Source organism: Burkholderia sp. 572 (genome assembly GCF_040545135.1).
Classification (GTDB): domain Bacteria; phylum Pseudomonadota; class Gammaproteobacteria; order Burkholderiales; family Burkholderiaceae; genus Burkholderia; species Burkholderia cepacia.
In genome coordinates this window covers 104,759-129,442 of sequence record NZ_JBEPLH010000009.1, presented here as the reverse complement: position 1 = coordinate 129,442, position 24,684 = coordinate 104,759, and the positions used below count along the sequence as shown (strand labels likewise).

Genomic DNA, 24,684 nt, shown 5'->3' with positions numbered 1-24,684 from the left:
CGGATGCCGGGTTCCGCTCGATGGGGGTAGACCCGGCTCCGCCACCGCCGAACTTACTCACAGCAAGGAATTGCTATGAAAGCCAAAGTCATTTTCGCGACAGCGCTCACCGTCATATCGTCGGCTGCATTGGCAGCGGGTTCCTCCACGACCAACCAGACACAGTCCGTTGCGGCGGGTGTTTCCGGTTCGGTTCTGGTCGGCTCTGGCAGCTATACCAGCAATTCGACTTCGACGGCGGGCGCGAACGCGGGCAGTACGGTGACACCCGCTGGTTCCGCCGGCACGGCATCCGCCTTCCACAACACGACCTCGACGGCCAGCGGTTCGGGCACGAACGGGGGCGCGTTCGCGGCAGGCGGCGGTATCGGTGCCGCAGGCTCGTACGGTGGAAACAGCAAAACGAACGAGAACGCGAATGCGCTGTCGGGAGGGGTGAGTGCCACGATCGTGCTGGGCGCAAACCACTACACGGCCAGCAGCGCGAACGACCAGGGCAATGCCAACGCGGGTGCCGCTGGGCTGACCGGCAGTGCTGGGTCAGGCGCGATCACGGGTTCGAATCACTACAACTCGTCGACCGTGTGGAGTACCGGTTCGGCCGGCTCGCCGTCCGCATCGGGCGGAAGCAACGCCAGTTCAAGTGCGACCGGAAGCAGTCATTAGTCAGGTGTGGGGGGGACCAGTTTCCCAGCGACGCTGGTCTCTTTTGCCCACATTGTTGTCACGTAAGGAGTTGGCATGAAGCAGAAACTGATTGCCGCCGCTCTGATGCTCGCGTCTCTGACGGCGTATGGCGCTGACCGTATTGCCAACGACGTGCAATCGAATTTGCAGACGTCAAACAACCCTGACCAGACAACCAAACCGTCAGAACAACAAACGCTTTCTTCGGGCAGTGCCATCGGCGGACCAGACGCTCAGCAGTGGCAGGGCATGTCGGCCGGCTCGTGGTCCCAGCTGGGCAACGGCTGGAAGCAGTTCGGGGAAGCAGGCAAAGCTGAAGGGAATCAGGGGAATTAGTACGGTTGCCTGGGTGGGAGGTAAAACCTCGTCCGGAGAGTGAAATGAACAGCAACAGGATCAAGGTGGCATGCGCTGCGATGTTCGCGATGACCACGATCGGCGCCCAAGCGCAAACCGCCGATTCGACTTCGAGCGCGCAGTCGTCGACGTCGTCGACGGCAGTCAGCCAGGGCGGCGGCTCGAGCATGAACACGAACACCACGAGCTCGCGCGGCGGCAACGCCACCAGCTCCAGCGGGGTTCGCAGCAGCGGCAATTCGAGCGTGAACGTGAACGTGACGATGCCGTCCAGCACGAGCGGCGGCACGAACGTGACGCCGCAGTCGCTGCAGTCATCCGGCGCGCCCGGCACCAACCCGTACAACACCCAGTCGTCGGAAAACGTCAACTACTCCGGCACGCAGACGATCAAGACGAACCCCGCGATCCAGGCGCCGGGCCTCACGACCACGCTGTCCGATACCTGCATGGGATCGGTGAGCGTCGGCGTGTCGTTCCCGGGGTTCGGCGCGACGGGCGGCACGACGCTGGTCGACCAGGCCTGCGTGCGGCGTCTCGATGCGCGTGAATTCCGTGCGATGGGCCTGACCGACGTGGCGCTCGCGCTGCTCTGCCAGAGCGACGCGAACCGGCGTGCGGTGGAAGCGACCGGGCATCTGTGCCCGGGCACGACGACGCCGCTCGCACGTTCGAACGTGGCGCCGAGCGTGGAAGCGACGGTCGCCGACGACGTGAAGTATCGCGATCCGATCGTGCGTGACCGCATGGGCTTGCCGCCGCTGGGCGCAGCCGCGCCGGCACCGGCGCAGGTCCGCCCGGTGGCGACGACCTCGGTGCAGGCGGCGCCCGTGTCGGTGCCGGTACCCGTGCCCGTGCCGTCGATCGCGCCGGTTGCCGCCGCGCCGGCCGTTGCCGCACCGGCTGTTGCTGCCGTAGCCCCTGCCGTTGCCAAACCCGCCATTGCAGCCGCGGCACCGGCCGTCGCCGCAGCGCCTGCGGTGGCTGCCGCACCCGCTGTCGCGGCCGCACCCGCAGCCTCGGTCGTACCGGCGGCCGCGATCGCCGCCGTGCCGGCTGCCGCCGTGCTCGCCGCGCCGGCCGTTGCGGAAAAGGCATCGCCGGTACCTGCCGCGCCAGTCGCCGACACGAAGGCCCCCGAACCCGTGCAGCCCGTCGCCGACAAGGCACCGGAGCCCGCGCCGGCGGTCGCCGACAAGGCACCGGAGCCCGCGCCGGCGGTTGCCGACAAGGCGCCCGAACCCGCACCGGCAATCGCCGACAAGGCCCCCGAGCCTGTGCAGCCCGTCGCCGACAAGGCACCGGAGCCGATGCCGGCCGCGACCGACAACGCAGCGCAGGCCGCTGCCGCGCCGGCTGCGGACACGACGCCGGCCGCTGCCGTCGTCGCGGCGCCCGCAGCCGAGGCCGCGATGCCCGCACCGGCAGCCGATGCGAAGGCCGCCGAACCGGCTCCGGTCGCCGCGGAAGCGCCCGCACCGGAACCCGCGCAGCCTGCAGCCGCCGCGGCCGCAGCGCCTGCCGACATGCCGGCAGCCGATGCGAAGGTGCCGGACCAGGCAGCCGCGCAGCCCGCCGAGATGCCGGCGTTGTCCGATCCGGCGCAAGGATTGCCGGCGGCTCCGGTCGACCAGCAGGCCGCCCCGGCTGTACCGGTCTTGCCGGCTCCGGCCGTCATCTCGACGAGCACGTCGTCGTAAGCACGCGGGTCTGGCTCCCGTGCGCCGGAATGGTGGCGCACGGGAACCGTCCGGACCCGATGCCCGACGGTCGTTTCCTGTTTGACGGGTGTTGGTCCCATCCCCGAGGTCAACACCTCTTTTTGCCTGACGAGGATGCAAGGAGGCCTCAATCATGAGGATCTTTTTGGTCGCTCTGTTGTTGTACAGCGCACAAGCCGCAGCACAGGCGGTATTTCAGAACCCGGCGGTCTTCGTGATCCTGGGCGAGCAGACGGCGGCAAACGCCGCGAGCGTCGCGCAGGCGCTGACGACGCTCGGTCGCGCCGACAACACGGCGTGCGCGCCGATGATGATGATCGGCGATCCGCAGATGATCTACATGATGCCGGAGGAGGGTCACGCGCCGTCGTGGCAATCGCCGGTGTACGGCCGTGGCGCGCCGTTCGAGGCGCAGAGGGGGCCGACGCCGACCGGCAAGACGGTCGGCGCGATGCAGCATGCCGAGGACATGCAGACGCAGCCATGGAGCGACGGCAGCGCGATCACGCAGAAGATCGCAGGCGATGCGAGCGTGACGGCGGCGGACCAGGTGAGCGGCTGGCAGCGCAACGGGCTCAGCTCGATCGAGACGGCCCGTGCGACGGAAGTGACGGTGAACGGCAAGACCTACCGGGCCTATCGTGACGACCTCAACGGTGCCGCGAAGCCGGTCGTCGAGCCGCAGATCTACACGCAGCGCGTCGTTTTCTGCCGATAACGAACGTCAATCCGAGAACGGCCCGGCGCCGTGTCGCGGGACCACGGTGCCCCGCTCCACGCGATCCGGCAACGGCCGTTTCGACAACCAACCCAAGCGACGAGGCCATCGTGAACCATTGCTGCCAGATCAGGGTGTCGGGCCCGCAGGATCTCGAACGCGATGCGGGGACGGCGCCGTTCATTGCCGTCCGGCGCAACCATGTCGTGCCGTCGCGGCCGCTCGTCTACCTGTCGCAGCAGCACGACACCGCGCTCGTCGATTGTCTCGCGTCGCGCGGCTGGGACGTGTGGCGCGCGAAAACCGTTGCGGACGCACTGAATCTCGTCAGGGCGAACCGTCTGCATGCGGGCATCGTCGATTTCGGCAGCTTCGCGTCGCCCGACGTCACGTCGTTCGAGGCGCTGCTGCGCGACCCGCGCGTCGGCTGGCTCGCGTTCGCCGACGACGAGCGGCTGCGGGATATTTCCATCGCGCGCCTGATTCGCCACTGCTGTTTCGATTACGTGCGCAACGCGACTGCGTACACGACGATCGGCTATCTGGTCGGCCACGCGTACGGGATGCTGAGGCTCGCGGACGGCAGCCCGGACGCCGATGCGGCGCCCCCCGGCGGCACGATGATCGGCTCGTGCGACGCGATGCGCCGGCTGTTCGCGACGATCCGCAAGGTCGCGAATACGGAGGCGACCGTTTTCATCGCCGGTGAGTCCGGCACCGGCAAGGAGCTGACGGCGGCGGCGATTCACCAGCAGTCGTCGCGCGCCGACGCGCCGTTCGTCGCCGTGAACTGCGCGGCCATTCCGTCGACGCTGCTGCAGGCCGAACTGTTCGGCCACGAGCGCGGCGCGTTCACGGGCGCGCACCAGCGCAAGATCGGCCGTATCGAGGCGGCGCACGGCGGTACGCTGTTTCTCGATGAAATCGGCGACATGCCGTTCGAGAGCCAGGCGAGCCTGCTGCGTTTCCTGCAGGAAGGCACGATCGAGCGCCTCGGCGGGCACGCGTCGATTCCGGTGGACGTGCGGATCGTGTCGGCGACCCACGTCGATCTCGAGGCCGCGATGCAGGCGGGGCGGTTCCGTGCCGACCTGTACTACCGCCTGTGCGTGCTGCGCATCGACGAACCGCCGCTGCGCGTGCGCGGCCGCGACATCATGCTGCTCGCCGACCATGTGCTGCGGCGCTATCGCGGCGACAATGCGCAACGGATTCGCGGCTTCATGCCGAGCGCGGTCGAAGCGATCCACAACTATCCGTGGCCGGGCAACGTGCGCGAGCTGATCAACCGGATCCGGCTCGCGGTCGTGATGACGAACGGCCCGATGATCTCGGCCGCCGATCTCGAGCTGCACCAGTACACGTCGCGGCAGCCGCCGACGCTCGCCGAAACGCGCCGGCGCGCCGAGCGGCGCGCGATCGAGGAAACGCTGATGCGCCACCGCCACCAGCATGCCGATGTGGCGGCCGAGCTGGGCATCTCGCGCGCGACGCTGTATCGGCTGATGACCGCGCACGGGCTGCACGGCTGACGCGCCGCGGCGCGCAGCCGCTCAAGACCGCGCGACGTCGGCCGTTAAGACATGAAACGGCCCGTCCGGACCGCCGCGCGGCGATGCGCGCGCGGCCGGCATGCGGCGCATCACGCTTATCCGAGGTTACCGTGGCAGAGTGCAGTCACTGCGGCAGGACGTTCCTGGTCGGCGGGCGGTCGATCGACGGCCGCCGCTATTGCCGTCCGGCGTGCGCCCGGGCGCATTCGATCGTCGTCGAGGCGGAGCGGGTGCCCGACGCAAAGGTCTGGGAGTACGTACACGACTGGCGTTACGGGCCGTGCCCGATCTGCCGTCGCGACGACCGGCCGGTCGATGTCCATGCGTCGCATCGCGTCGTGTCGCTGCTGTTCGTCACGCGCTGGGCGACACGGCGCCACGTATGCTGCCGGCGTTGCGGCCGCAGGAAGCAGGCGGTCGCGTTGCTGGCGTCGGCCGCGTTCGGCTGGTGGGGGCTGCCGTGGGGCCTCGTGCTGACGCCGATCCAGCTCGCGCGCAACGCGCTCGGGCTGGCCGCGCGCGATCCGCAGGTCGCGACGCGGCAGTTCGAGCAGCTCGTGCGGCGCAAGCTGGCGGCGCGCCGGCTGCAGCGCGCGCGGCAGGGCGCCGGCGCCTGAGCGTGCGGCGCGGCGTGCCGCGCGATCAGGAGGCCGGCCGCTCGAAGCCCGAGGCGACCCAGCGCTCGGCACCGGCCTTGTTGAGCTTGAAACCGGCCGACACCTTGGCTTCGGCCAGCAGCTCGCCATACGGATCGAATGCCTTGAGCTGCGCGTACGGCTCGAATTCGTCCGGCACGATGTCGAGCGTCACCGACACATCCTGGCCGTCCTCGCCCTGAACCGTCACTTCCTTGTGCAGCATCGCGCGCCGCTGCTGCTCGTGGCGCATCAGCACCTCGCTCGCGGTCTTCACGAGCGTGCGGAACGCGTTCGCGTCCATCGGCTTGGGGTTCTTCTTGTCGCGGCCCATGGTCCACGGCCCGACGAGCGCGGGCTCGGACTCGCCGTCCTTGATCATTTCGACGGCCCAGCCGTCGTCGTCTTCGTTCTTGATGATGCGGGCCGTCCAGCCGTTGTCGCGCCAGAGGCCGTCTTCGTGGATGGAGGTGTCGTCGGATTGCAGGTCGGATTCGGTCATGAGGAAAGCGGGGCGGGGCCACCGGAGTACGGGCGCGGGCACGGGGCGGTGGCGCGCGGCCGGCATCGGCGCGTCGCTCGCCGCCGGCGGCCCGGCGCGGCATGCAAAGGCGTCGATTTTACCTGCTGGCCGGCCGGATGGCCCGTGTGGCCCGCCACGCCGGCCATCCGGCCGATGTTCCGAGGTGCCGGCCGCTCCGGGACGGCCGCTCGAACCGGCGCAAATATCAAACTCGTATTACGTCCCTGACGACCAATCCCGTTACCGTCCGATATCCCGTCCGCGTGCGGCTTCATAGAATCGGTGTGCAGGCTAAAAATAGCCTGAACGTCCGATCAACGCCAAACCGGCCGTGCGCGCTCCGCGTCGCGCGGCCGATGAACCACCGGGAACCACGCATGAGGAAATTCAACGTTCGCATCGTCTTCGCGTACGACTGGCCGTTGACGCTGGCCGGCATCGAGCAGGTCGCAGGCAGCGCCTGCGCGATCGAGCTCGTCGCGGTATGCCGGAATGTGGCCGAGCTGGCCGCGTCGCTCGGCGGCGTCGACTGCGATGTCGTGCTGGTCGACTATGCGATCCGCGGGGACGCGCAGATGGACGGCCTCGGGCTGCTCGACTGGCTGCGGCGCACGCGTCCGAACGTCGGGGTCGTCGTGCTGGTCGCGAACGAGAATCCGCTGATCGTCGGGTCGATCCTCGCGATCGGCGGCGTGAGCGTCGTCAGCAAGTTCGACGAGGTCGGCCATATCGTCACGGCCATTCATTCGAGCTACAGCGGCGGGCATTACCTGTCGCCGCTCGTCAGGCGCGCGGTCGATGCGGCCGGCGAGCGCGGCGAGGCGCCCGTGAAGCTGTCGGCGCGCGAAATCGAGGTCATTCGCCTGTATCTGTCCGGGGTGCCGATCAAGACGATCGCGCAGCGTCTGAGCAAGGGCAAGCAGACGGTCAGTGCGCAGAAGATCAGCGCGATGAAGAAGCTCGGCGTGAACAACGACGTCGAGCTGGTCCGGCGGGCGGCGGGGCTGGGGCTCGGCACCGGTGCGGCCGCGCCGCGGCCCGGCGACGCGGCGTGAGCCCGCGTGCGCCGGACGGCCGCCGTCAGGCCGGCAACGCAAACCGCGTCACGGCGTCCCGCAGCGCCTCGGCCTGATCGCGCAGCGAATGCGCGGCGGCCGCCGCTTCTTCGACGAGCGCCGCGTTCTGCTGCGTGACCTGGTCCATCTCGCCCACCGCGCGATTGACCTGCTCGATGCCGGCGCTCTGTTCGCGCGACGCATGGCTGATCTCGTCGAGGATCTCGTTCACGCGCCGCACCGACTGCACGATCTCGGCCATCGTCTCGCCCGCGTGCGTGACGAGCGCCGCGCCTTGCTCGACGGTCTCGTTCGACGACACGATCAGCGACTTGATTTCCTTCGCCGCCGTCGCCGAGCGTTGCGCGAGCGAGCGCACTTCGGCCGCGACCACCGCGAAGCCGCGGCCCTGTTCGCCCGCGCGCGCGGCTTCGACGGCCGCATTCAGCGCGAGGATGTTGGTCTGGAACGCGATCCCGTCGATCACGCCGATGATGTCGCCGATCTTGTGCGAGCGGTCGGTGATCTCGTTCATCGTGCGCACGACGTCGTCGACCACCGCGCTGCCGCGCGTCGCGACCTGCGCGGCCTGGCCGGCGAGCGACGCGGCCTGGGCGGCGCTGTCCGCGTTCTGCTTCACGTTCGCGGTCATCTGGTCCATGCTCGACGCGGTCTGCACGAGCGCGGCCGCCTGTTCCTCGGTGCGCTGCGACAGGTCCGTGTTGCCCGACGCGATCTCGCTTGCGCCGACGTTGATGTTCTCGGTACCCATCCGCACGCGCGACACCATGTCGATCAGCCCGCCTTGCATCGTGTGCAGCGCGTGCAGCAGGCTGCCGCGATCGTCGTGCTTCACGGCGACGTGCGCGGTCAGGTCGCCCTGCGCGATGCGCTGCGCGGCGTCGAGTGCCACTTCCAGCTCGCCGCCGAGGTTCGCGCGCACGCTTTTCAGCACCAGCACCATCACGGCGGTCGCGATCCCGCCGAGCACGGTCGTCATCGCGAGCCAGCGGCCGACGCTTTCGAGCACGGCGGTGCGCACGTCGTTCATGTACATGCCGGTCACGATGTACCAGTCCCAGGGTGCGAAGCGCTGCACGGCGCTGGTTTTCTCCTGCGGCTTGTCGGCGCCCGGCTTCGGCCACAGATACTCGACGAAGCCCTTGCCGCCTTCGAGGTTGCCGGCCTTCACGATCTCGACGAACAGGTGCTTGCCGTTCGGGTCGGTGAAATTCGACACGTCCTTGCCGTTGAGGTCGGCCTTGATCGGATGCATCACGATCACGGGCTTCGAGTCGTTGACGGAGATGTAGCCGTCGGCGCCGGAACGCATCGCGGCGATCGCCTCGAGTGCCTTCTGCTTCGCGTCGGCTTCCGGCAGCGCGTTCTGCTGCGACAGCTTGTAGTAATGATCGGTCACGCTCGCGGCCTGCGCGACCAGCGACGCGAGCTGGTCGCGGCGGTCCGCGATCATCGATGCGCGCGTCTGCCAGGCCCCGAGCCCGGCGATCACGAGCAGGCCGAGCCAGAGGATGACGATCATCGAGGCGAGTTTCTGATTCAGGGAAAGGTTGCGCATGGTGTGTGGTCGGTCAGTCGTGAAAGCTCGCCGGGGCGGCGTGACGGGATAAGTATCTTGACGGCGCCCGACGTGCGTTGCCGTAGGCGGGTTATCCCTAGGAGCCCGGCGCCGTCGCCGATGCCGTCGACACCGACAAGGGCATCTATGCATATGCATAACGGGCGTCGCTATACTGTCGGGGCGTTTGAATGCGCGCCGCGCGCGCGGCGCGGCGGCGAATGAAACCGAAAGGAGGCAACGATGCGAATTCTGGTGGTGGGGGCCGGCGCGGTCGGCGGATACTTCGGCGGCCGGCTGGCCGCGGCGGGGCGCGACGTGACGTTCCTGGTGCGCGACGGCCGCGCGGCCGCGCTGGCGCGCGACGGGCTGCTGATCCGCAGCCCGCGCGGCGACCTGACGCTCGCGAACGTGCAGACCGTGCGCGCGGGCGACGCGGGTGCCGGTGTCGCGCCGTTCGACCTCGTGCTGCTGAGCTGCAAGGCGTACAGCCTCGACGACGCGATTGAGTCGTTCGCGCCGTTCGTCGGCCCGCAGACGCTGATCCTGCCCATGCTCAACGGGATGCGCCATCTCGACGTGCTGCGCGAGCGGTTCGGCGCCGCGCAGGTGCTCGGCGGGCTGTGCGTGATCGCGGCGACGCTCGATCGCGAGCAGCGCATCGTGCACCTCAACGACACGCACGGGGTCACGTTCGGCGAACTCGCGGGCGGCGAATCGCCGCGTGTGCGCGCGGTGGCCGAGGTGCTCGGCGGCGCGGGTTTCGATGCGACGCTCAGTGACGACGTGGCCGCGCGGATGTGGGAAAAATGGGTGTTCCTCGCGACGCTCGCCGCGAGCACGTCGCTGTTCCGCGCCTCGGTCGGCGACATTCTCGCCGCGCCGGACGGCCGCTGCCTGCTCGAGACGATGCTCGGCGAATGCAGTGCGATTGCCGAGCACAACGGCCACCGGCCCGATCCGGCCGCCATCGAGCGGATGCAGCGGATGGTGCTGACGCCGTCGCCGCTGACCGCGTCGATGCTGCGCGACGTCGAAAACCATGCGCGCGTCGAAGCCGATCACGTGATCGGCGACCTGCTCGCGCGCCGCGACCCGCAGGCGGCCGATGCGCTGTCGCTGCTGCGGATCGCGTACAACCACCTGAAGGCGTACGAAGCGCGTACCGCGCGCGAGCACGCGGCCGCGTAAGCGCCGGGCGGGCGGCCGTCAGGCCGTTCCGCACTGCACAAATTTGCCATCCGGCGCCATTTGCGGCCGGAATGGGCAAAAAAGTATCGAAAATCAGGCGTAAAGTTGGTGGAGCCGCGCGCTCGATCGACCTACATTGCTTCCCATGCGACCGGTCGCGTCGCCGCGTGAAATACGCGGCGCACGCGCAAAACGAACCGGCCGGCGAGACACGGGAATGGAGACGCCCACATGATGCACCCCGATCTGGAAGTGGTCGAAGTGCGACGCGACGAGTCGTTCAAGGTCTGGTCGCACGGTTATCCGTATCGCACGATCCGCTGGCACTTCCATCCCGAATTCGAGTTGCACCTGATCGTCGCGACGCGCGGCAAGTATTTCGTCGGCGACCACATCGGCTCGTTCGGCCCCGGCCATCTCGTGCTGCTCGGCCCGAACCTGCCGCACAACTGGGTCAGCGACATGGCCGAAGGCGAAACCGTCGAACGCCGCAATCTCGTGATCCAGTTCGAACCGGCGTTCGTGCGCCGCTGCATGGACGCGTTCCCCGAATGCCGCGACGCGCAGGCGTTGCTCGACGATGCGCGGCGCGGGGTCGGCTTCGACGCGGCGACCAGCGCCGCGATCGCGCCGCTGTTCGACGAGCTGCTGGCCGCGCGCGGCATGCGCCGCATCGCGCTGTTCATGACGATCCTCGAACGGCTGTGCGGGGCGGCCGAACGCACGCTGCTCGCGAGCCCCGCGTACGACCAGGCCGATGTCACGCCGACGCGGCTCAGCCATGCGCTGTCGTACATCGGCAAGAACCTCGCGTCCGAGCTGCGCGAATCCGATCTCGCGCAACTGACCGGGCAGAGCGTCAGCGCGTTCTCGCGCGCGTTTCATCGCCAGACGGGCATGCCGTTCGTCCAGTACGTGAATCGTCTGCGGATTGAATCCGCGTGCCAGCTGCTGCTCGCCGACGACGCGAACATCACCGATATCTGCTTCCAGGCCGGCTTCAACAACGTGTCGAACTTCAACCGCCAGTTCCGCGCGGTGAAGGGGATGGCGCCGTCCGAATTCCGCGCACTGCAGCGCCTGAACGCGCGCAGCCGCGAACTGGCGCTGCACGCGGCGCCCACCGGCAATCCGCTGCCGCCGCGCGTCGTGACGCCCGGCGCGCCCGAACTCGCTCCGCAGCCCGGATGATCGCGGGGCCGCCGCCGGCCCGAGTTTTCCACGCCGTTTCACCCAGCCGATCGCGCCGCCCGCGTCGCGAGGGGCTTGCTCACCCACGAAAAAGCCTTATACAACCGGAGACACCGTCATGACGCCTGCATCGCCCGCCTCATCCCCCCGTCGCGCCGCCCGCCTGGCGGCGGTTGCCGCGTTCGCCGCCGCGGCCTGGCTGCCCGCCGCCGTGCAGGCCGCACCGCTGCGGATCGGCATGACGTTCCAGGAGCTCAACAACCCGTATTTCGTGACGATGCAGAAGGCGCTGAACGACGCGGCCGCGTCGATCGGCGCGCAGGTCGTCGTCACCGACGCGCATCACGACGTCAGCAAGCAGGTGAGCGACGTCGAGGACATGCTGCAGAAGAAGATCGACATCCTGCTCGTGAACCCGACCGATTCGACCGGCATCCAGTCGGCGATCACGCAGGCGAAGAAGGCCGGCGCGGTGGTCGTGGCCGTCGATGCGAACGCGAACGGCCCGGTCGATTCGTTCGTCGGCTCGAAGAACTACGACGCGGGCGTGATGTCGTGCGACTACCTCGCGAAAGCGATCGGCGGCAGCGGCGAGGTGGCGATCCTCGACGGCATTCCGGTCGTGCCGATTCTCGAACGCGTGCGCGGTTGCAAGGCGGGCCTCGCGAAATACCCGAACGTGAAGCTGGTCGACACGCAGAACGGCAAGCAGGAGCGTGCGACCGCGCTGTCGGTGACCGAGAACCTGATCTCCGCGCACCCGAAGCTGAAGGGCGTCTTCAGCGTGAACGACGGCGGCGCGATGGGCGCGCTCGCCGCGATCGAGAGCTCGGGCAAGGACATCAAGCTGACGAGCGTCGACGGCGCGCCCGAGGCGATCGCCGCGATCCAGAAGCCGAATTCGAAGTTCATCGAAACGACCGCGCAGTTCCCGGCCGACCAGGTGCGTATCGCGCTCGGCATCGCGATTGCGCGCAAGTGGGGCGCGACGGTGCCGAAGGCGATCCCGGTCGACGTGAAGGTGGTCGACCGCGGCAACGCGAAGGGCTTCAGCTGGTGAACGACGTGCAATGCGACTCGAAGGGCGGCGGCACGGCCGGCGCCTTTCGCACGGAGAAACCGATGGACACGATACTCCGGCTCAGCGACATCGCGAAAAGCTTTCCGGGCGTGAAGGCGCTGTCCGGCATTCATCTCGAGATCGCACGCGGCGAGATTCACGCGCTGCTCGGCGAGAACGGCGCGGGCAAGTCGACACTGATGAAGATCCTGTGCGGCATTCATCGGCCGGATACCGGCACGATCGAGATCGACGGCGAGGTGCGTCGTTTCGCGGACTATCGCGACGCGGTCGCGGCGGGTGTCGGCATCGTGTTCCAGGAATTCAGCCTGATCCCGCATCTCGATGCCGTCGACAACCTGTTCCTCGGCCGCGAGCTGCGCAACCGCTGGGGCGCACGCGACCGCAAGCGGATGCGTCGCGCGGCGGCCGGCATCTTCGCGCGGCTCGGCGTCGCGATCGATCTCGATGCGCCGATCCGTGCGCTGTCGGTCGCGCAGCAGCAGTTCGTCGAGATCGGCAAGGCGCTGTCGCTCGACGCGCGCATCCTGATCCTCGACGAACCGACCGCCACGCTCACGCCGGCCGAGGCCGGGCATCTGTTCGCGATCATGCGCGAGCTGAAGCGGCAGGGCGTCGCGATGATCTTCATCTCGCATCATCTCGAGGAAATCTTCGCGGTGTGCGACCGCATCACGGTGCTGCGCGACGGCCAGTACGTTGCGACGACCGACGTCGCGAGCACCGACGTCGAGCAGCTGGTGCGGATGATGGTCGGGCGGCGGATCGAGAGCAGTTTTCCGCCGAAGCCGGCGCGCGCGGCGGATGCGCCGCGGGTACTGGAGGTCGATGCGCTGCAGATCGAGCGCGACGGCCCCGTGAACCGCTTCGCGCTGCATGCGGGCGAGATTCTCGGCTTCGCCGGGCTGGTCGGCTCGGGCCGCACCGAAACCGCGCTCGCGGTGATCGGCGCGACGCGTGCGCATCGCAAGGACGTGCGCGTGCGCGGCACGGCGGCGACGCTCGCCGATCCGGCCGACGCGTTGCGCGCGGGCATCGGCATCCTGCCGGAAAGCCGCAAGACGGAAGGGCTCGTCACGTCGTTCTCGATTCGCGACAACATCTCGCTGAACAACCTCGGCAAGTACCGGTCGATGCGCTGGCTGATCGACCGCCGCGGCGAGGCGCGCGCGACGCACGACGTGATGCGGCGCGTCGGCGTGAAGGCGCCGTCGATCCATGCCGAGGTCGCGACGCTGTCCGGCGGCAACCAGCAGAAGGTCGTGATTGCGCGCTGGCTCAACCATCACACGTCGGTGCTGATCTTCGACGAGCCGACGCGCGGCATCGACGTCGGCGCGAAAGCCGAAATCTACGGGCTGATGCGCGAACTCACCGCGCGCGGCTACGCCATCATCATGATCTCGTCCGAGCTGCCGGAGATCGTCGGCATGTGCGATCGCGTCGCCGTGTTCCGGCAGGGGCGCATCGAGGCGACGCTCGAAGGCGACGAGATCGATCCCGACACGGTCATGACCTATGCCACGGCCGGCACGCGAGGAGCGACCCATGAACCTGCCTGATTCTTCTTCCACGCCTTCCCCGACCCTCGCGGCTGCCGCCGGAAACGGCGACGCACCGCCGCCGCGCGCGATGTGGGCGCAGTTGCGACGCTCGACGCTGTTCTATCCGCTCGTCGGCCTGATCGTCGTGTGCATCGCGATGATGATCGCGAGCCCGAGCTTCCTGTCCGCCGCGAACCTGGAGAACGTGCTGCGCCAGGTGTCGATCAACGCGATCATCGCGGTGGGCATGACCTGCGTGATCCTGACCGGCGGGATCGACCTGTCGGTCGGCTCGGTGATGGCGCTGTCGGGCACGCTCGCGGCCGGGCTGATGGTCGCCGGCGTGAACGCGGTGGCCGCGCTCGCGATCGGCATCGCGGTCGGCCTCGGGTTCGGCTTCCTGAACGGCCTGTTCGTCGCGTTCGCGGGGATGCCGCCGATCATCGTCACGCTCGCGACGATGGGCATCGCGCGCGGCCTGGCACTGATCTACACGGGCGGCTATCCGATCGACGGGCTGCCCGACTGGGTCGCGTTCTTCGGCAGCGGCAAGGTGTTCGGCATCCAGGCGCCGGTACTGATCATGCTGGCGGTCTATGCAATCGCGTGGCTGCTGCTCGACCGGATGCCGTTCGGCCGCTACGTGTATGCGATCGGCGGCAACGAGCAGGCGACGCGGCTCACCGGCGTGCGCGTGGCGCGCGTGAAGCTGATCGTCTACACGCTCGCCGGGCTCACGTCGGCACTCGCCGCGATCGTGCTGACCGGGCGGCTGATGAGCGGGCAGCCGAATGCCGGCGTGGGCTTCGAGCTCGACGCGATCGCGGCCGTCGTGATGGGCGGCACGTCGATCTCGGGCGGGCGCGGCGCGATCCTCGGCACGCTGGTCGGCGCGCTGCTGCTCGGCGTGCTCAACAACGGGCTGAACATGATCGGCGTGAACCCGTATGTGCAGAACGTGATCAAGGGCGGAATCATCCTGCTCGCGATCTACATCAGCCGCGAACGGTCGCGGTAACGCATCTTCCGTCAGACATCCGAATCATCACTGAAAGAGACTACCCATGACGACACCCGAAGCCCCGCCGCGGATGACCGCGGTCGTTTGCCACGGCCCCGAGGACTACCGCGTCGAACAGGTCGCGAAGCCGCGCCCCGGCACGAACGAACTCGTGATCCGCATCACCGCGTGCGGCATCTGCGCAAGCGACTGTAAGTGCTATACGGGCGCGAAGATGTTCTGGGGCGGCCCGAACCCGTGGGTCAAGGCGCCCGTGATTCCCGGCCACGAATTTTTCGGCCATGTCGAAGCGCTCGGCGACGGCGCGGCCGAGCACTTCGGCGTGACGGTGGGCGATCGCGTGATCGCCGAGCAGATCGTGCCGTGCGGCAAGTGCCGTTATTGCCGGTCGGGCCAGTACTGGATGTGCGAAGTGCACAACATCTTCGGCTTCCAGCGCGAGGTGGCCGACGGCGGAATGGCCGAATACATGCGCATTCCGCCCACCGCGATCGTCCACAAGATCCCGCTCGGCGTGTCGCTCGAAGACGCCGCGATCATCGAGCCGCTGTCGTGCGCGATCCATACGGTGAACCGCGGCGACCTGCAGCTCGACGATGTGGTCGTGATCGCCGGAGCGGGCCCGCTCGGGCTGATGATGACGCAGGTCGCGCACCTGAAGACGCCGAAGAAACTCGTCGTGATCGACCTGATCGACGAGCGGCTCGAACTCGCGCGGCAGTACGGCGCCGACGTGACGATCAACCCGACGCGCGACGATGCACGCGAGATCGTCCGGTCGCTCACCGACGGCTACGGCTGCGACGTCTATGTCGAGACGACCGGCGCGCCGGTCGGCGTGAGCCAGGGGCTCGACCTGATCCGCAAGCTCGGCCGCTTCGTCGAATTCAGCGTGTTCGGCGAGGATGCGACCGTCGACTGGTCGATCATCGGCGACCGCAAGGAGCTCGACGTGCGCGGCGCGCACCTGGGGCCATACTGCTACCCGGTCGCGATCGACCTGCTCGCGCGCGGACTCGTCACGTCGAAAGGCATCGTCACGCACGACTTCGCGCTCGAGGAGTGGGACGACGCGATCCGCGTCGCGAAATCGCCCGAATCGATCAAGGTGCTGCTGAAGCCGGCCCGCTGACGGCCGGCGTGCGCCTCACCGGAGACATCATGGAATACGTCATAGGCGTGGACATCGGCACGCAGAGCACCAAGGCGCTGCTCGTCGACCGGCACGGCACGATCGTCGCGCGGCGCTCGGCCGGCTACCAGCCCGATACGCCGCGCCCGCTGTGGGCCGAGCAATGGCCGCAGGTGTGGTTCGACGCCGTGCTCGAATGCATCGCCGGCTGCGTGAGCGATGCGCGCGCGCAGGGTGTGCCGGCCGACGCGATCCGCGCGGTGTGCGTGGGCAGCCTGTACGGCGGCTCGGGCATTCCGGTCGACAGCGACATGCGGCCGGTCCATCCGTGCCTGATCTGGATGGACCGGCGTGCGACCGCGGAAGTCGACTGGATCAATGCGAACGTGAACGTCGAGCGGCTGCGCGTGATCACGGGCAACGGCGTCGACAGCTATTACGGCTTCACGAAGATGCTGTGGCTGCGCGACCAGCGGCCGGACGTGTGGGCGAACGTGCGCTACTTCCTGCCGCCGAACGCCTACGTGATCTACCTGCTGACCGGCGAGGTTGCAGTCGATCACAGCTCGGCCGGCAACATCGGCGGCGTGTACGACGTCGCGCGCCGCGAATGGTCCGACGATGCGCTCGACATGCTCGGCATCCCGGCGACGATGATGCCCGAGCGGCTCGTCGAATCGACGGACGTCGTCGGCGGCCTGCTGTCGCAATGGACGGAGCAGCTCGGGCTGCCGGCCGGCACGCCCGTCGTCGCGGGCGGCGTCGATGCGGCCGTCGCGACCTTCGCGGCCGGCGCGACGCGCGCGGGGCAGCATGTCGCGATGATCGGCACCAGCATGTGCTGGGGTTACGTGAGCCGGCACGTCGATGCGCGGCACGGGCTCGTCAGCATGCCGCACGTGTTCGACGGGCAGCGCGACCTGTACGTGTTCGGCGGCGCGATCACGGCAGGCGCGTCGGTCGCGTGGTTTCGCGACCAGTTCTGTCACGCGGAGATCGATGCGGCACGCCTGCTGCCGCACGGCGATCCGCACGTGTTGCTCGAGGAGGCGGCCGAAAGCGTGCCGCCGGGCGCCGATGGCGTGCTGTTCCTGCCGTACCTGATGGGCGAACGCAGCCCGGTGTGGGACGCGAAGGCGAGCGGCGCATTCGTCGGGCTGAGTCTCGCGCACACGCGCGCGCACCTGTATCGCGCGGTGCTCGAAGGTGTCGCGTTCGCGTTGCGGCACAACATCGAGGCCGGCCGACTCGGCGCGGCCTCGCTCGACGACCGGCTGATCGTCGTGGGCGGGGCCGCGCATTCGGCGCTGTGGATGCAGATCATCGCGGACGTGACGGGCTTCCCGGTGTGGACGATCGAGCAGGACGTCGAAGCCGCGATGGGGGCGGCCCTGCTCGCGGGAGTCGGGGTGGGGCTCGTGTCGCACGAGGATGCACAAGGCGGATGGGTCACGCTCGTCGAGCGCGCGCGGCCCGATGCCGAACGCGCGGCAGCCTATACGGCGCGCTTTGCGCTCTATACGGCGCTGTATCCGGCGCTCGAACCGATCATGCACGGGTTGCACACGCCATCATGAAAAGTCGATTCGATTTCGGCGGTTCGCGGGTGCTCGTCACGGGCGCGTCGAGCGGGATCGGGCGCGCGTGCGCGGTCGCGCTGGCGCGGGCGGGCGCGCAGGTCGTCGCGGCGGGGCGCGACATGGCCGCGCTCGACGCGCTGGCCGGCGAGGCTGCGTGCGAGACGTTGCGCGTCGATGTCGGTGGCGACGAGCACGCGATCGACGCGGCGCTTGCCGCGCACGACGCGTTCGACGGCCTCGTGAATTGCGCGGGGATCGCGTCGCTCGAATCGGCGCTCGACGTGAGCGCCGCGCATTTCGATCGCGTGATGGCGGTCAACGCGCGCGGCGCGGCGCTCGTCGCACGGGCCGTCGCGCGGAAGATGATCGCGCGCGACGGACGTGGCGCAGCGCAGGCGCGGGGCAGCATCGTCAACGTATCGAGCCAGGCCGCGCTCGTCGGCCTGCCCGCGCATCTGGGCTATTGCGCGTCGAAGGCGGCGATGGACGCGATCACGCGCGTGCTGTGCATCGAACTCGGGCCGCACGGCATTCGTGTGAACAGTGTGAACCCGACAGTCACCCTCACGCCGATGGCGCAGTTCGCGTGGAGCGATCCGGAAAAGCGTGCGCCGATGCTGGCCGCGATTCCGCTCGGCCGATTCGCGGAGCCGGACGAGGTCGTCGAGCCGATCCTGTTCCTGCTGAGCGATGCGGCATCGATGGTCAGCGGCGTATCGCTGCCGATCGACGGCGGGTACACGGCGCGTTAGGCAACGTCGTGCGCGGGCGCCGCATGACCGGAACCCGTGGCGAATGCACGGCGAATGTGCGGCGCGGCCGCCCGGCGGCTAGACCGGATCCTTGCTCGGCGGTCCGTCCGGTTGTTGCGGGTTGTCGTGATGGCCGGGCGGCGACGACAGCGGGTCGTCTTCCGGGTCGCGGTTCGGGTCGGCCGGTGGCTCGGGCGTCGGGGTCGTGTGATCGGTCATGGAGAACTCGCGCAGTGCGTGACGGCGGTGGCGCGGCGGAGGCGCCTCGTCTTCGTTATAGGCAATCGGCCGTGCATTTGCAGCGGGATTGTCGCGGTGGGGCGCCTTTCGTCAGGGCAATCCGCGCGGGCGCGGTTTTCGTGCCGACACCTGCTGCGCGGGAGCGGGCCATGCGCCGCTCCGCGTGCGGGGCGGGATCGGCGTCAGCGCAAATCCGCGGGTGTATCGACGTCGCGCACGATGCCCGGATCGTCGACGTCGAGCAGCCTGACCGGTGCACTGGCGAACAGCGCGCGGGCGCCGGTGTCGCCGTCGAGGGCGGCGAGCGCATCGAAGTGGTGCGCGGCGAACCCGACCGGATGGCCGCGCGCGCCGCGATGCGCGGGTGCGACGATCGACGCGTCGTCGGCGTCGAGTGCGCGTGTGACGCTTTCGTAGGTGGACGCCGCGATCCACGGCATGTCGCCGAGCGCGACGAGCCAGCCGTTCGCGTCGGGCGTCGCGCGTACGCCGGCCGCGAGGCTCGCGCCCATGCCGCGCACCGCGTCGGGTGCGTAGACGACATGGCAGCCGGCTTCGTTCAGCAGCATTGCGAGTTTTTCGGCACCGGGACGCACGACGGCGATCACGTCGGCCGTGGCCGCCGCGAGACGGCGGGCGGCCGCGACCGCAACCGGCGTGCCGTCGGGAAGCAGCGCGAGCAGCTTGCTGTGCAGGCCGCTCGGGTCGAAGCGTTGACCGAGGCCGCCGGCGAGGAGGACGCCGGTGGCGAGTGACGCATAGGACATCGGCGCGGGGGAGAGTGATGCAGGTGCTGCGATTGTGCGGGAGCGGGCAGGGATCGACAAGTGAGGATGTTACCGGGGCGGGTTCGTTTCGTCGGAAAGAACGTCAGCGCGCGGCTTCGTCGAGCATGCTTTCCTCGACGGGACCGTAAATTGCGTGCGACTGGCTGTGCATGACGGCCCAATAGCGGTCGCCGAATGACCAATGCCACCATTCCGACGGGTAATTGGTGAAGCCGGCGCCCGTCAGCGCGGCGATCAGCACCTGGCGGTGGCGGGCGGCGGCCCGGCTGATGAACGGGTTGTGCGTATAACACGCGCCGGACGATTCCTGGTCGGTTGCGTCGAGCACGCAGCCCATGTCGAGCTCGACGCCATCCGTCGAGATCAGTGTCAGGTCGACGGCCGCGCCCGTCGGATGGGCGGCGACTTCCGGCGGCGCGACGTAGTGGCTCGTCAGCGCGACCAATGTGTCTTCGTCCGGCAGCGGGTTCAGCGTCCGGCGCAGGTGCGCGAGATGCCGGGTGAAATAGTGGCGCTGCAGCGCCAGCGGACGATAGCCTTCCTTGACGTACAGGCGCAGGCCGTCGGGCAGCGCATGCGCGGCGGCGATCAGCCGTTGCGCCACACCGTGGCGCACTTTCAGGAAATGCCGGCTCGGGTGTGCGGTGTCGTCGCGGCCGGGATCGACGGCGATGCGGTCATGAAAACCGGCGAGATCGACAAACCCTTCGTGCGACTCCAGCAGGGCGATCGACCGGACAGCGGGATCGGAGAGCGATATCACGATAGCGGACGGAATGGCGCGATGACGGTTGCGGGCCATGAGCCGGCGCCGAGGCTGGCCGGCCGAGGTCGTTTTTGTCAGACGATTCGCCAATATGCCGGAGTCCGGCGGAGGATGCGCGGCGGTTCGGCCCGCGGGCAGGCGACGCTCACCAGAGCGTCTTGACGTGCGCGTAAGCGCGGATTTTTTCGTCGCGCGTGACGAGCGGCGCGCCGAGCCGTCGAGCGGTCGCGACGATCATGCGATCGGCCGGATCCTTGTGGAACGTGCCGGGGAGGTTGGTGGATTTCGCGGCGATGTCGGCGTCGACGGGCACGAAGCGCATCCCGTCGATTTGCGCGACGGTGGCGAGCCATGCTTCGACATCCATCGTCAGTGCGAGGCGGTCGTTGCGCACCAGCATCGCAATCTCCCACGCGGAGATCGCGGACGCGGCGAGCGCGCCTTCGCTGCGGGCGCGATCGATCGCGCTTCTCGCCTTCTTGCTGAGCGACGGGTCGCCCGCCACCCACCATACCAATGCATGTGTATCCAGCACGATCACCGCGACGCCTCCCAATCATCTTCCGCAATCGGATCGAGAGGATTGTCATAGCGCATGACCGAGCCGCGCAATATGTCCAACGGCTGAGCTTCGCGTGCGTGATACGGCCGGATCTCGAGCGTCGGCTTGCCGTGATCGGTGACGATCAGGCTTTCGCCCGACGCCTCGACGAGCCGGAAGTACTCGAGTGCGCGAGCCTTGAATTCGGATTTCGATACGGGAGCGTGCGGCATCATGATATGAGCATGGTCATTTGACGATGGTCATTTTAGTCATGGAGTCTGACGCAGCGCAAGCGCCGGGGGCAGCATTACCCGTTCGCGTTACGCATCCGCCCACTTCCTCAACAGGTTGTGATAAATCCCCGTCAACGCAATGACCATCGGGTCCTTCGCGCCTTTCTCGGCGGACAGCGCCTGAATCTGCGTATCGAGCTGGAACAGCAGCGTGCGGTCGCCGTCGTCGCGCACCATGCTCTGGATCCAGAAGAACGACGCGACGCGCTCGCCTCGCGTGACGGGCGTCACATGATGCAGGCTCGACGCGGGATACAGCACGAGATCGCCTGCCGGCAGCTTCGCGCGATGGGTGCCGTACGTATCCTCGACACACAGCTCGCCGCCGTCGTACGCATCGGGTTCCTCGAGAAACAGTGTCGCCGACAGGTCGCTGCGCACGCGGAAATCCGTGCCGCGCAGCAGCCGGATCGCGTTGTCGACGTGCGTGCCGAACGTCTCGCCGCCTTCGTAGCGATTGAACAGCGGCGGAAACACCTTGAGCGGCAGCGCTGCCGAAAAGAACAGCGGGTGGCGCGCGAGCGCGTCCTGGATCGCGTCGCCCACCGCACGTGCGGCGGGCGAGCCTTCCGGTAATTGCCGGTTGCGTTTCGCGAGCGCCGACTGCGTGCCGGACGTCGCGTTCCCGTCGATCCATTCGGCCGCATCGAGGTGGTCGCGGCATTGCGCGACCTGCGCCTTGGTCAACACACTGGGGATATGAAGCATCATGTTGCGGATTCCATGACGTGCGGCGCCAGTTGCATTGCCGCCGCACGAAATGCGTCGATCGGCGACGACGCGAGATACGCGCGCATCTTCGCGACGAACGCGGGGGTAGCGGTGGCCGGCACGTGCGCGAGCCAGCCGAGCGCCTCGTCGACGCGCCCGCGCTCGGCAAGCAGCCGCGCATAGTTGAACTGACCGCGGAAGTCGCCGGCGACGGCGGCGCGGCGATAGTGGTCGAACGCGGCGTCGGGGTCGGCCGGTACGACCCAGCCGTCCTCGTAGAAGCCGCCGATCAGGTTGATCGATTTCGCATGGCCGAGCGCGGCCGCGCGGCGGAACCAGTCGAGTGCGTCGGCGCGGTTCTCGTCGACGCCGTTGCCGAGCGCGAGCGCCGTCGCGTAGTTGTACATGCCCCAGTCGAGCCCCGCCTGAGCGGCGAGCCGGTACCAGTACACGGCGACCGGCGCGCACGCGGCCGTGCCCCAGCCGAACTCGTAACAGCGGCCGAGCATGTTCATCGCCATCGCGTGGCCGGCCCGCGCCGCGTGCCGGAACCAGTTGAACGCGGCCGCCGGGTCGCGCGCGACGCCATGCCCGTCGAGCAGATACTGCCCGTAGACGGCCTGCGCATCGACGATGCCGTTGTCGGCCGCCGCCGCGACCCACGCGGCGGCGCGCTCGGGCGGCCCGGCCAGGATGTCGGCGAACTCGCGCGGCGATACCGACGCGAGCGCCTTCAGCGACACGGCCTCCATCGATCAGTAGCGCGCGTTCAGCGTGACGAACGCCGAGCGGCCCGGGGCGATCGACGCGTAGTGTGCCGGGTACGCCTGGTCGAAGTAGGTGCGGTTGAACAGGTTGTTCACGTTCAGCTGCAGGTCGAGCTTCTTGTTGATCCGGTACTGCGCCATTGCATCGAAGCGCCAGTACGACGGCACCGCTCGCAGGTTCGCGGGATCGCCGAACACTTCCGACATGTAGAACGCGCCGCCGCCGACCGTGAACTTCGGCGTCACGTCGTAGTTCGACCACATCGTGAGGCTGTGCTTCGGCGTGTTCGGGAAGCGGTTGCCGTTGTTCGCCGCGTCCTTGCCGTTGTCGCGCAGCGCGCTCTTCATGTACGTATAGCCGCCGAACACCTGCCACTGTTTCGTGATCTGGCCGGCGACGCCGAGTTCGAGGCCCTGAACGCGCTTGTTGCCGACCATCGCGTACTGGTTGTTCGGCAGCGTCACGCGTGCGTTCGTCGTGTCGATCTGGAACAGCGCGGCGGTGAGTGACAGCTTGTCGTTCAGCACGTTCCACTTGGTGCCGAGCTCGATGCTGCGGTTCTTCTCGGGCGCCATCTGGTCGGCGTTCGGGCCGACGCCGCCGCGGCCCGGCGTGAGCGACTGCGTTTCGCTGCCTTCGCCGAGCAGCATGCCGGCCGGCGTCGACGACGTCGCGTACGACGCGTAGATGCTGCCGTTCTGCGCGGGCTTGAACACGAGGCCGGCCTGCCAGTTCACGAGCGTGTCGTCGCGCGTATAGGTTTTGCCGCCGTTGGCCTTGGTGTCGGTGAAGCGGGTCGAGTAGTCGTCGACGCGCACGCCGGCGTTGACCTGCCAGCGCGGCGTGATCTCGATCGTGTCGAAGCCGTAGATCGACTTCGTCGTGGTGCGTGCATGCGCGTAGTCGTTGTTGCGCGTGATCGAACCGGCCCACGGGTCGTTCGGGTTCGGCGACCACAGGCTCGTGCAGTTGTAGCCCGATGCGGCGCCGATGCCGTTCTGGCAGACCTTGCCGGTGTCGGTCGCGACCTTGTATGAATCGCGCTTGCCCCATTCGCGCGTCAGCTCGATGCCGGTCGTGAAGCTGTGCTTGAACGGACCGGTGCGGAACTCGCCGAACAGCTCGGTCAGGTTCGCCAGGCTGTTGATCGAGCTGTCGCGGTTGTTGTTGCGGCGCCAGACCTTGCCGTTCACCACGTTGCCCTGGCTGTCGTCCGGCTGGGTCCAGATGTAGTCCTGCGTCGATTCCGTGTAACGCGTGGTGTTGCGGATCGTCAGCGCCGACGTGATGTCGTGCTCGATCTTGATCGTGCTGATGTCCGACGTGGTCTTGCGGAAGTCGCGGTCGATCAGCCCGTAGAAGTTGTGGCGGTCGACGGGGGTCGGATAGATCGTGCCGACGTTTGCCGGTTTGTTCGACGCCGTATAGAAATACGGGATGCCGCCGTCGGGCATGTCGTCGGTCGACAGGTGGTAGTAGCTCGCGGTTACGCGCGTCGGCGTGCCGAGGCCGAACGCGATCGACGGCGCGACGCCCCAGCGCTCGTTGTTGACCGCGTCGCGGCCGGCGACGTCGTTGTTGTGGCTCATCAGGTTCAGGCGGAACGCGGCGTGATCGGCGAACTGCCAGTTGCCGTCGGCCGTGAAGCGGCGATAGCGGTCGGTGCCGAGGCCCGCGCTCGCGGCGGCGGTGGTGCCGAGGTGCGGGGCCTTCGTGATCAGGTTGATGCTGCCGCCCGCGCCGCCGCGGCCGCCGTATGCGCCGTCGGAACCCTTGGTGATCTCGATGCGCTCGGTATTGAAGATCTCGCGCGTCGTGGCGCCCGTGTCGCGCATGCCGTCGACGAACATGCTGCCCTGCGTGTCGTAGCCGCGGATGAACGGACGGTCGCCGAGCGGGTTGCCGCCTTCGCCGGCGCCGAACGTGATGCCGGGCACGGTGCGCAGCGCTTCCGTCAGCGTCGACGCGCCGCTGTTCTGGATCAGCTCCTGCGGGATCACGGTGACGGATTTCGGCGTGTCGACGAGCGGCGCGGTGAATTTCACGGAAGCCGAGAAATCGGCCTTGTAGCTGTGCTCGGCCTTGCCCTGCACCTCGATCGGCGCGAGATGGCCTTCGGTGCCGGCCGGGGCGGGCGGCGGCGTGCCGTCCGCCGCGAATGCCGGGCTGGCGGCGAGCACGCTGCACAGGGTGGTGAATTTGCCGAGCTTCAGCTCGTCGGGACGTGACTTCATGGTGCGCTTCGACCTCGCGG

General features: G+C 68.3%; 25 protein-coding genes. 15 read left to right on the top strand and 10 right to left on the bottom strand.

What is annotated here, in order from left to right; genetic code table 11:
* The first annotated feature begins 75 nt into the window (after positions 1-75).
* The 6 genes from ABIC51_RS18645 to ABIC51_RS18620 all read left to right on the top strand — a co-directional run bounded on the left by ABIC51_RS18645 (position 76) and on the right by ABIC51_RS18620 (position 5,653).
* On the top strand, positions 76-666 hold the full coding sequence (locus ABIC51_RS18645) for a hypothetical protein (protein ID WP_034195965.1): 591 nt from the start codon (positions 76-78) through the stop codon (positions 664-666).
* A gap of 75 nt (positions 667-741) precedes the next feature.
* Positions 742-1,023 (top strand): hypothetical protein, encoded by a 282-nt coding sequence (locus ABIC51_RS18640; protein ID WP_011354481.1) that lies wholly within the window; start codon positions 742-744, stop codon positions 1,021-1,023.
* Positions 1,024-1,067: 44 nt separating this feature from the next.
* The gene (locus ABIC51_RS18635) at positions 1,068-2,744 is read left to right on the top strand and encodes a chemotaxis protein CheA (protein ID WP_354006581.1); all 1,677 of its coding nucleotides are present in this window, start codon (positions 1,068-1,070) and stop codon (positions 2,742-2,744) included.
* A 154-nt stretch (positions 2,745-2,898) separates the two neighbouring features.
* Positions 2,899-3,483, top strand: a complete 585-nt coding sequence (locus ABIC51_RS18630) for a hypothetical protein (RefSeq protein WP_027789512.1) — start codon at positions 2,899-2,901, stop codon at positions 3,481-3,483.
* A 110-nt stretch (positions 3,484-3,593) separates the two neighbouring features.
* The gene (locus ABIC51_RS18625) at positions 3,594-5,015 is read left to right on the top strand and encodes a sigma-54 dependent transcriptional regulator (protein WP_134257623.1); all 1,422 of its coding nucleotides are present in this window, start codon (positions 3,594-3,596) and stop codon (positions 5,013-5,015) included.
* A gap of 131 nt (positions 5,016-5,146) precedes the next feature.
* Positions 5,147-5,653, top strand: coding sequence for a hypothetical protein (locus ABIC51_RS18620; protein WP_146254720.1), 507 nt, complete (start codon positions 5,147-5,149; stop codon positions 5,651-5,653).
* A 25-nt stretch (positions 5,654-5,678) separates the two neighbouring features.
* Here ABIC51_RS18620 and ABIC51_RS18615 read toward each other — a convergent pair whose 3' ends face one another.
* A complete protein-coding gene (locus ABIC51_RS18615; RefSeq protein WP_027789509.1) occupies positions 5,679-6,173 on the bottom strand; it encodes a hypothetical protein in 495 nt (164 codons plus the stop codon).
* Between the two features lie 398 nt (positions 6,174-6,571).
* Here ABIC51_RS18615 and ABIC51_RS18610 point away from each other — a divergent pair, with 398 nt between their 5' ends.
* On the top strand, positions 6,572-7,249 hold the full coding sequence (locus ABIC51_RS18610; RefSeq protein WP_027789508.1) for a LuxR C-terminal-related transcriptional regulator: 678 nt from the start codon (positions 6,572-6,574) through the stop codon (positions 7,247-7,249).
* A gap of 25 nt (positions 7,250-7,274) precedes the next feature.
* Here the strand turns inward: ABIC51_RS18610 and ABIC51_RS18605 are convergent, their stop codons facing one another.
* Complete coding sequence (locus tag ABIC51_RS18605; RefSeq protein ID WP_027789507.1) at positions 7,275-8,828, bottom strand: methyl-accepting chemotaxis protein; 1,554 nt, start codon at positions 8,826-8,828, stop codon at positions 7,275-7,277.
* A gap of 243 nt (positions 8,829-9,071) precedes the next feature.
* On the opposite strand from ABIC51_RS18605, the gene panE reads away from it, so the two are divergent.
* From panE to ABIC51_RS18565, 8 genes are all read left to right on the top strand, one after another.
* Complete coding sequence (panE, locus tag ABIC51_RS18600; protein ID WP_301763990.1) at positions 9,072-10,019, top strand: 2-dehydropantoate 2-reductase; 948 nt, start codon at positions 9,072-9,074, stop codon at positions 10,017-10,019.
* Between the two features lie 231 nt (positions 10,020-10,250).
* A complete protein-coding gene (locus ABIC51_RS18595) occupies positions 10,251-11,210 on the top strand; it encodes an AraC family transcriptional regulator (RefSeq protein ID WP_301763989.1) in 960 nt (319 codons plus the stop codon).
* A 118-nt stretch (positions 11,211-11,328) separates the two neighbouring features.
* A complete protein-coding gene (locus ABIC51_RS18590) occupies positions 11,329-12,270 on the top strand; it encodes a substrate-binding domain-containing protein (RefSeq protein ID WP_059710443.1) in 942 nt (313 codons plus the stop codon).
* 62 nt (positions 12,271-12,332) lie between these two features.
* Complete coding sequence (locus ABIC51_RS18585; protein WP_301762094.1) at positions 12,333-13,853, top strand: sugar ABC transporter ATP-binding protein; 1,521 nt, start codon at positions 12,333-12,335, stop codon at positions 13,851-13,853.
* The gene (locus ABIC51_RS18580) at positions 13,840-14,853 is read left to right on the top strand and encodes an ABC transporter permease (protein WP_060173289.1); all 1,014 of its coding nucleotides are present in this window, start codon (positions 13,840-13,842) and stop codon (positions 14,851-14,853) included. The genes ABIC51_RS18585 and ABIC51_RS18580 overlap by 14 nt, the downstream gene beginning before the upstream one ends.
* 46 nt (positions 14,854-14,899) lie before the next feature.
* Entirely contained in the window at positions 14,900-15,988 is a 1,089-nt protein-coding gene (locus tag ABIC51_RS18575) for an alcohol dehydrogenase catalytic domain-containing protein (RefSeq protein WP_175854386.1), read from the top strand.
* Positions 15,989-16,017: 29 nt separating this feature from the next.
* On the top strand, positions 16,018-17,565 hold the full coding sequence (locus tag ABIC51_RS18570) for an FGGY-family carbohydrate kinase (RefSeq protein WP_146254717.1): 1,548 nt from the start codon (positions 16,018-16,020) through the stop codon (positions 17,563-17,565).
* Positions 17,562-18,320, top strand: a complete 759-nt coding sequence (locus tag ABIC51_RS18565; protein ID WP_060173286.1) for an SDR family oxidoreductase — start codon at positions 17,562-17,564, stop codon at positions 18,318-18,320. Before ABIC51_RS18570 ends, ABIC51_RS18565 begins: the two co-directional genes overlap by 4 nt.
* A gap of 78 nt (positions 18,321-18,398) precedes the next feature.
* Here ABIC51_RS18565 and ABIC51_RS18560 read toward each other — a convergent pair whose 3' ends face one another.
* The 8 genes from ABIC51_RS18560 to ABIC51_RS18525 all read right to left on the bottom strand — a co-directional run bounded on the left by ABIC51_RS18560 (position 18,399) and on the right by ABIC51_RS18525 (position 24,664).
* Entirely contained in the window at positions 18,399-18,539 is a 141-nt protein-coding gene (locus ABIC51_RS18560) for a hypothetical protein (RefSeq protein WP_021158153.1), read from the bottom strand.
* Positions 18,540-18,742: 203 nt separating this feature from the next.
* Positions 18,743-19,327 (bottom strand): nucleotidyltransferase family protein, encoded by a 585-nt coding sequence (locus tag ABIC51_RS18555; protein WP_021158154.1) that lies wholly within the window; start codon positions 19,325-19,327, stop codon positions 18,743-18,745.
* Positions 19,328-19,430: 103 nt separating this feature from the next.
* Positions 19,431-20,150 (bottom strand): M15 family metallopeptidase, encoded by a 720-nt coding sequence (locus ABIC51_RS18550; RefSeq protein ID WP_354006580.1) that lies wholly within the window; start codon positions 20,148-20,150, stop codon positions 19,431-19,433.
* A 109-nt stretch (positions 20,151-20,259) separates the two neighbouring features.
* Positions 20,260-20,655, bottom strand: a complete 396-nt coding sequence (locus ABIC51_RS18545) for a type II toxin-antitoxin system VapC family toxin (protein ID WP_027789497.1) — start codon at positions 20,653-20,655, stop codon at positions 20,260-20,262.
* Complete coding sequence (locus tag ABIC51_RS18540; RefSeq protein ID WP_011659184.1) at positions 20,652-20,891, bottom strand: type II toxin-antitoxin system Phd/YefM family antitoxin; 240 nt, start codon at positions 20,889-20,891, stop codon at positions 20,652-20,654. Before ABIC51_RS18540 ends, ABIC51_RS18545 begins: the two co-directional genes overlap by 4 nt.
* An 87-nt stretch (positions 20,892-20,978) precedes the next feature.
* Positions 20,979-21,662 (bottom strand): Fe2+-dependent dioxygenase, encoded by a 684-nt coding sequence (locus ABIC51_RS18535; protein WP_124533251.1) that lies wholly within the window; start codon positions 21,660-21,662, stop codon positions 20,979-20,981.
* Positions 21,659-22,414 carry a tetratricopeptide repeat protein gene (locus ABIC51_RS18530; RefSeq protein WP_060313192.1) on the bottom strand — a complete coding sequence of 252 codons (756 nt, stop codon included), beginning with the start codon at positions 22,412-22,414 and terminating at the stop codon, positions 21,659-21,661. The genes ABIC51_RS18535 and ABIC51_RS18530 overlap by 4 nt, the downstream gene beginning before the upstream one ends.
* 3 nt (positions 22,415-22,417) lie before the next feature.
* The gene (locus tag ABIC51_RS18525; protein WP_226128001.1) at positions 22,418-24,664 is read right to left on the bottom strand and encodes a TonB-dependent receptor; all 2,247 of its coding nucleotides are present in this window, start codon (positions 24,662-24,664) and stop codon (positions 22,418-22,420) included.
* Positions 24,665-24,684: the final 20 nt, after the last annotated feature.

Excerpts from the sequence above, each read along its gene's own strand:
- ABIC51_RS18635 (WP_354006581.1), top strand. The coding sequence starts at position 1,068 with ATGAACAGCAACAGGATCAAGGTGGCATGCGCTGCGATGTTCGCGATG.
- ABIC51_RS18550 (WP_354006580.1), bottom strand. The coding sequence starts at position 20,150 with ATGGCCCGCAACCGTCATCGCGCCATTCCGTCCGCTATCGTGATATCG.
- ABIC51_RS18575 (WP_175854386.1), top strand. The coding sequence starts at position 14,900 with ATGACGACACCCGAAGCCCCGCCGCGGATGACCGCGGTCGTTTGCCAC.
- ABIC51_RS18535 (WP_124533251.1), bottom strand. The coding sequence starts at position 21,662 with ATGATGCTTCATATCCCCAGTGTGTTGACCAAGGCGCAGGTCGCGCAA.
- ABIC51_RS18630 (WP_027789512.1), top strand. The coding sequence starts at position 2,899 with ATGAGGATCTTTTTGGTCGCTCTGTTGTTGTACAGCGCACAAGCCGCA.
- ABIC51_RS18595 (WP_301763989.1), top strand. The coding sequence starts at position 10,251 with ATGATGCACCCCGATCTGGAAGTGGTCGAAGTGCGACGCGACGAGTCG.
- panE (WP_301763990.1), top strand. The coding sequence starts at position 9,072 with ATGCGAATTCTGGTGGTGGGGGCCGGCGCGGTCGGCGGATACTTCGGC.
- ABIC51_RS18640 (WP_011354481.1), top strand. The coding sequence starts at position 742 with ATGAAGCAGAAACTGATTGCCGCCGCTCTGATGCTCGCGTCTCTGACG.
- ABIC51_RS18540 (WP_011659184.1), bottom strand. The coding sequence starts at position 20,891 with ATGATGCCGCACGCTCCCGTATCGAAATCCGAATTCAAGGCTCGCGCA.
- ABIC51_RS18605 (WP_027789507.1), bottom strand. The coding sequence starts at position 8,828 with ATGCGCAACCTTTCCCTGAATCAGAAACTCGCCTCGATGATCGTCATC.
- ABIC51_RS18555 (WP_021158154.1), bottom strand. The coding sequence starts at position 19,327 with ATGTCCTATGCGTCACTCGCCACCGGCGTCCTCCTCGCCGGCGGCCTC.
- ABIC51_RS18615 (WP_027789509.1), bottom strand. The coding sequence starts at position 6,173 with ATGACCGAATCCGACCTGCAATCCGACGACACCTCCATCCACGAAGAC.
- ABIC51_RS18530 (WP_060313192.1), bottom strand. The coding sequence starts at position 22,414 with ATGGAGGCCGTGTCGCTGAAGGCGCTCGCGTCGGTATCGCCGCGCGAG.
- ABIC51_RS18565 (WP_060173286.1), top strand. The coding sequence starts at position 17,562 with ATGAAAAGTCGATTCGATTTCGGCGGTTCGCGGGTGCTCGTCACGGGC.
- ABIC51_RS18525 (WP_226128001.1), bottom strand. The coding sequence starts at position 24,664 with ATGAAGTCACGTCCCGACGAGCTGAAGCTCGGCAAATTCACCACCCTG.
- ABIC51_RS18560 (WP_021158153.1), bottom strand. The coding sequence starts at position 18,539 with ATGACCGATCACACGACCCCGACGCCCGAGCCACCGGCCGACCCGAAC.
- ABIC51_RS18570 (WP_146254717.1), top strand. The coding sequence starts at position 16,018 with ATGGAATACGTCATAGGCGTGGACATCGGCACGCAGAGCACCAAGGCG.
- ABIC51_RS18585 (WP_301762094.1), top strand. The coding sequence starts at position 12,333 with ATGGACACGATACTCCGGCTCAGCGACATCGCGAAAAGCTTTCCGGGC.
- ABIC51_RS18610 (WP_027789508.1), top strand. The coding sequence starts at position 6,572 with ATGAGGAAATTCAACGTTCGCATCGTCTTCGCGTACGACTGGCCGTTG.
- ABIC51_RS18580 (WP_060173289.1), top strand. The coding sequence starts at position 13,840 with ATGAACCTGCCTGATTCTTCTTCCACGCCTTCCCCGACCCTCGCGGCT.
- ABIC51_RS18590 (WP_059710443.1), top strand. The coding sequence starts at position 11,329 with ATGACGCCTGCATCGCCCGCCTCATCCCCCCGTCGCGCCGCCCGCCTG.
- ABIC51_RS18645 (WP_034195965.1), top strand. The coding sequence starts at position 76 with ATGAAAGCCAAAGTCATTTTCGCGACAGCGCTCACCGTCATATCGTCG.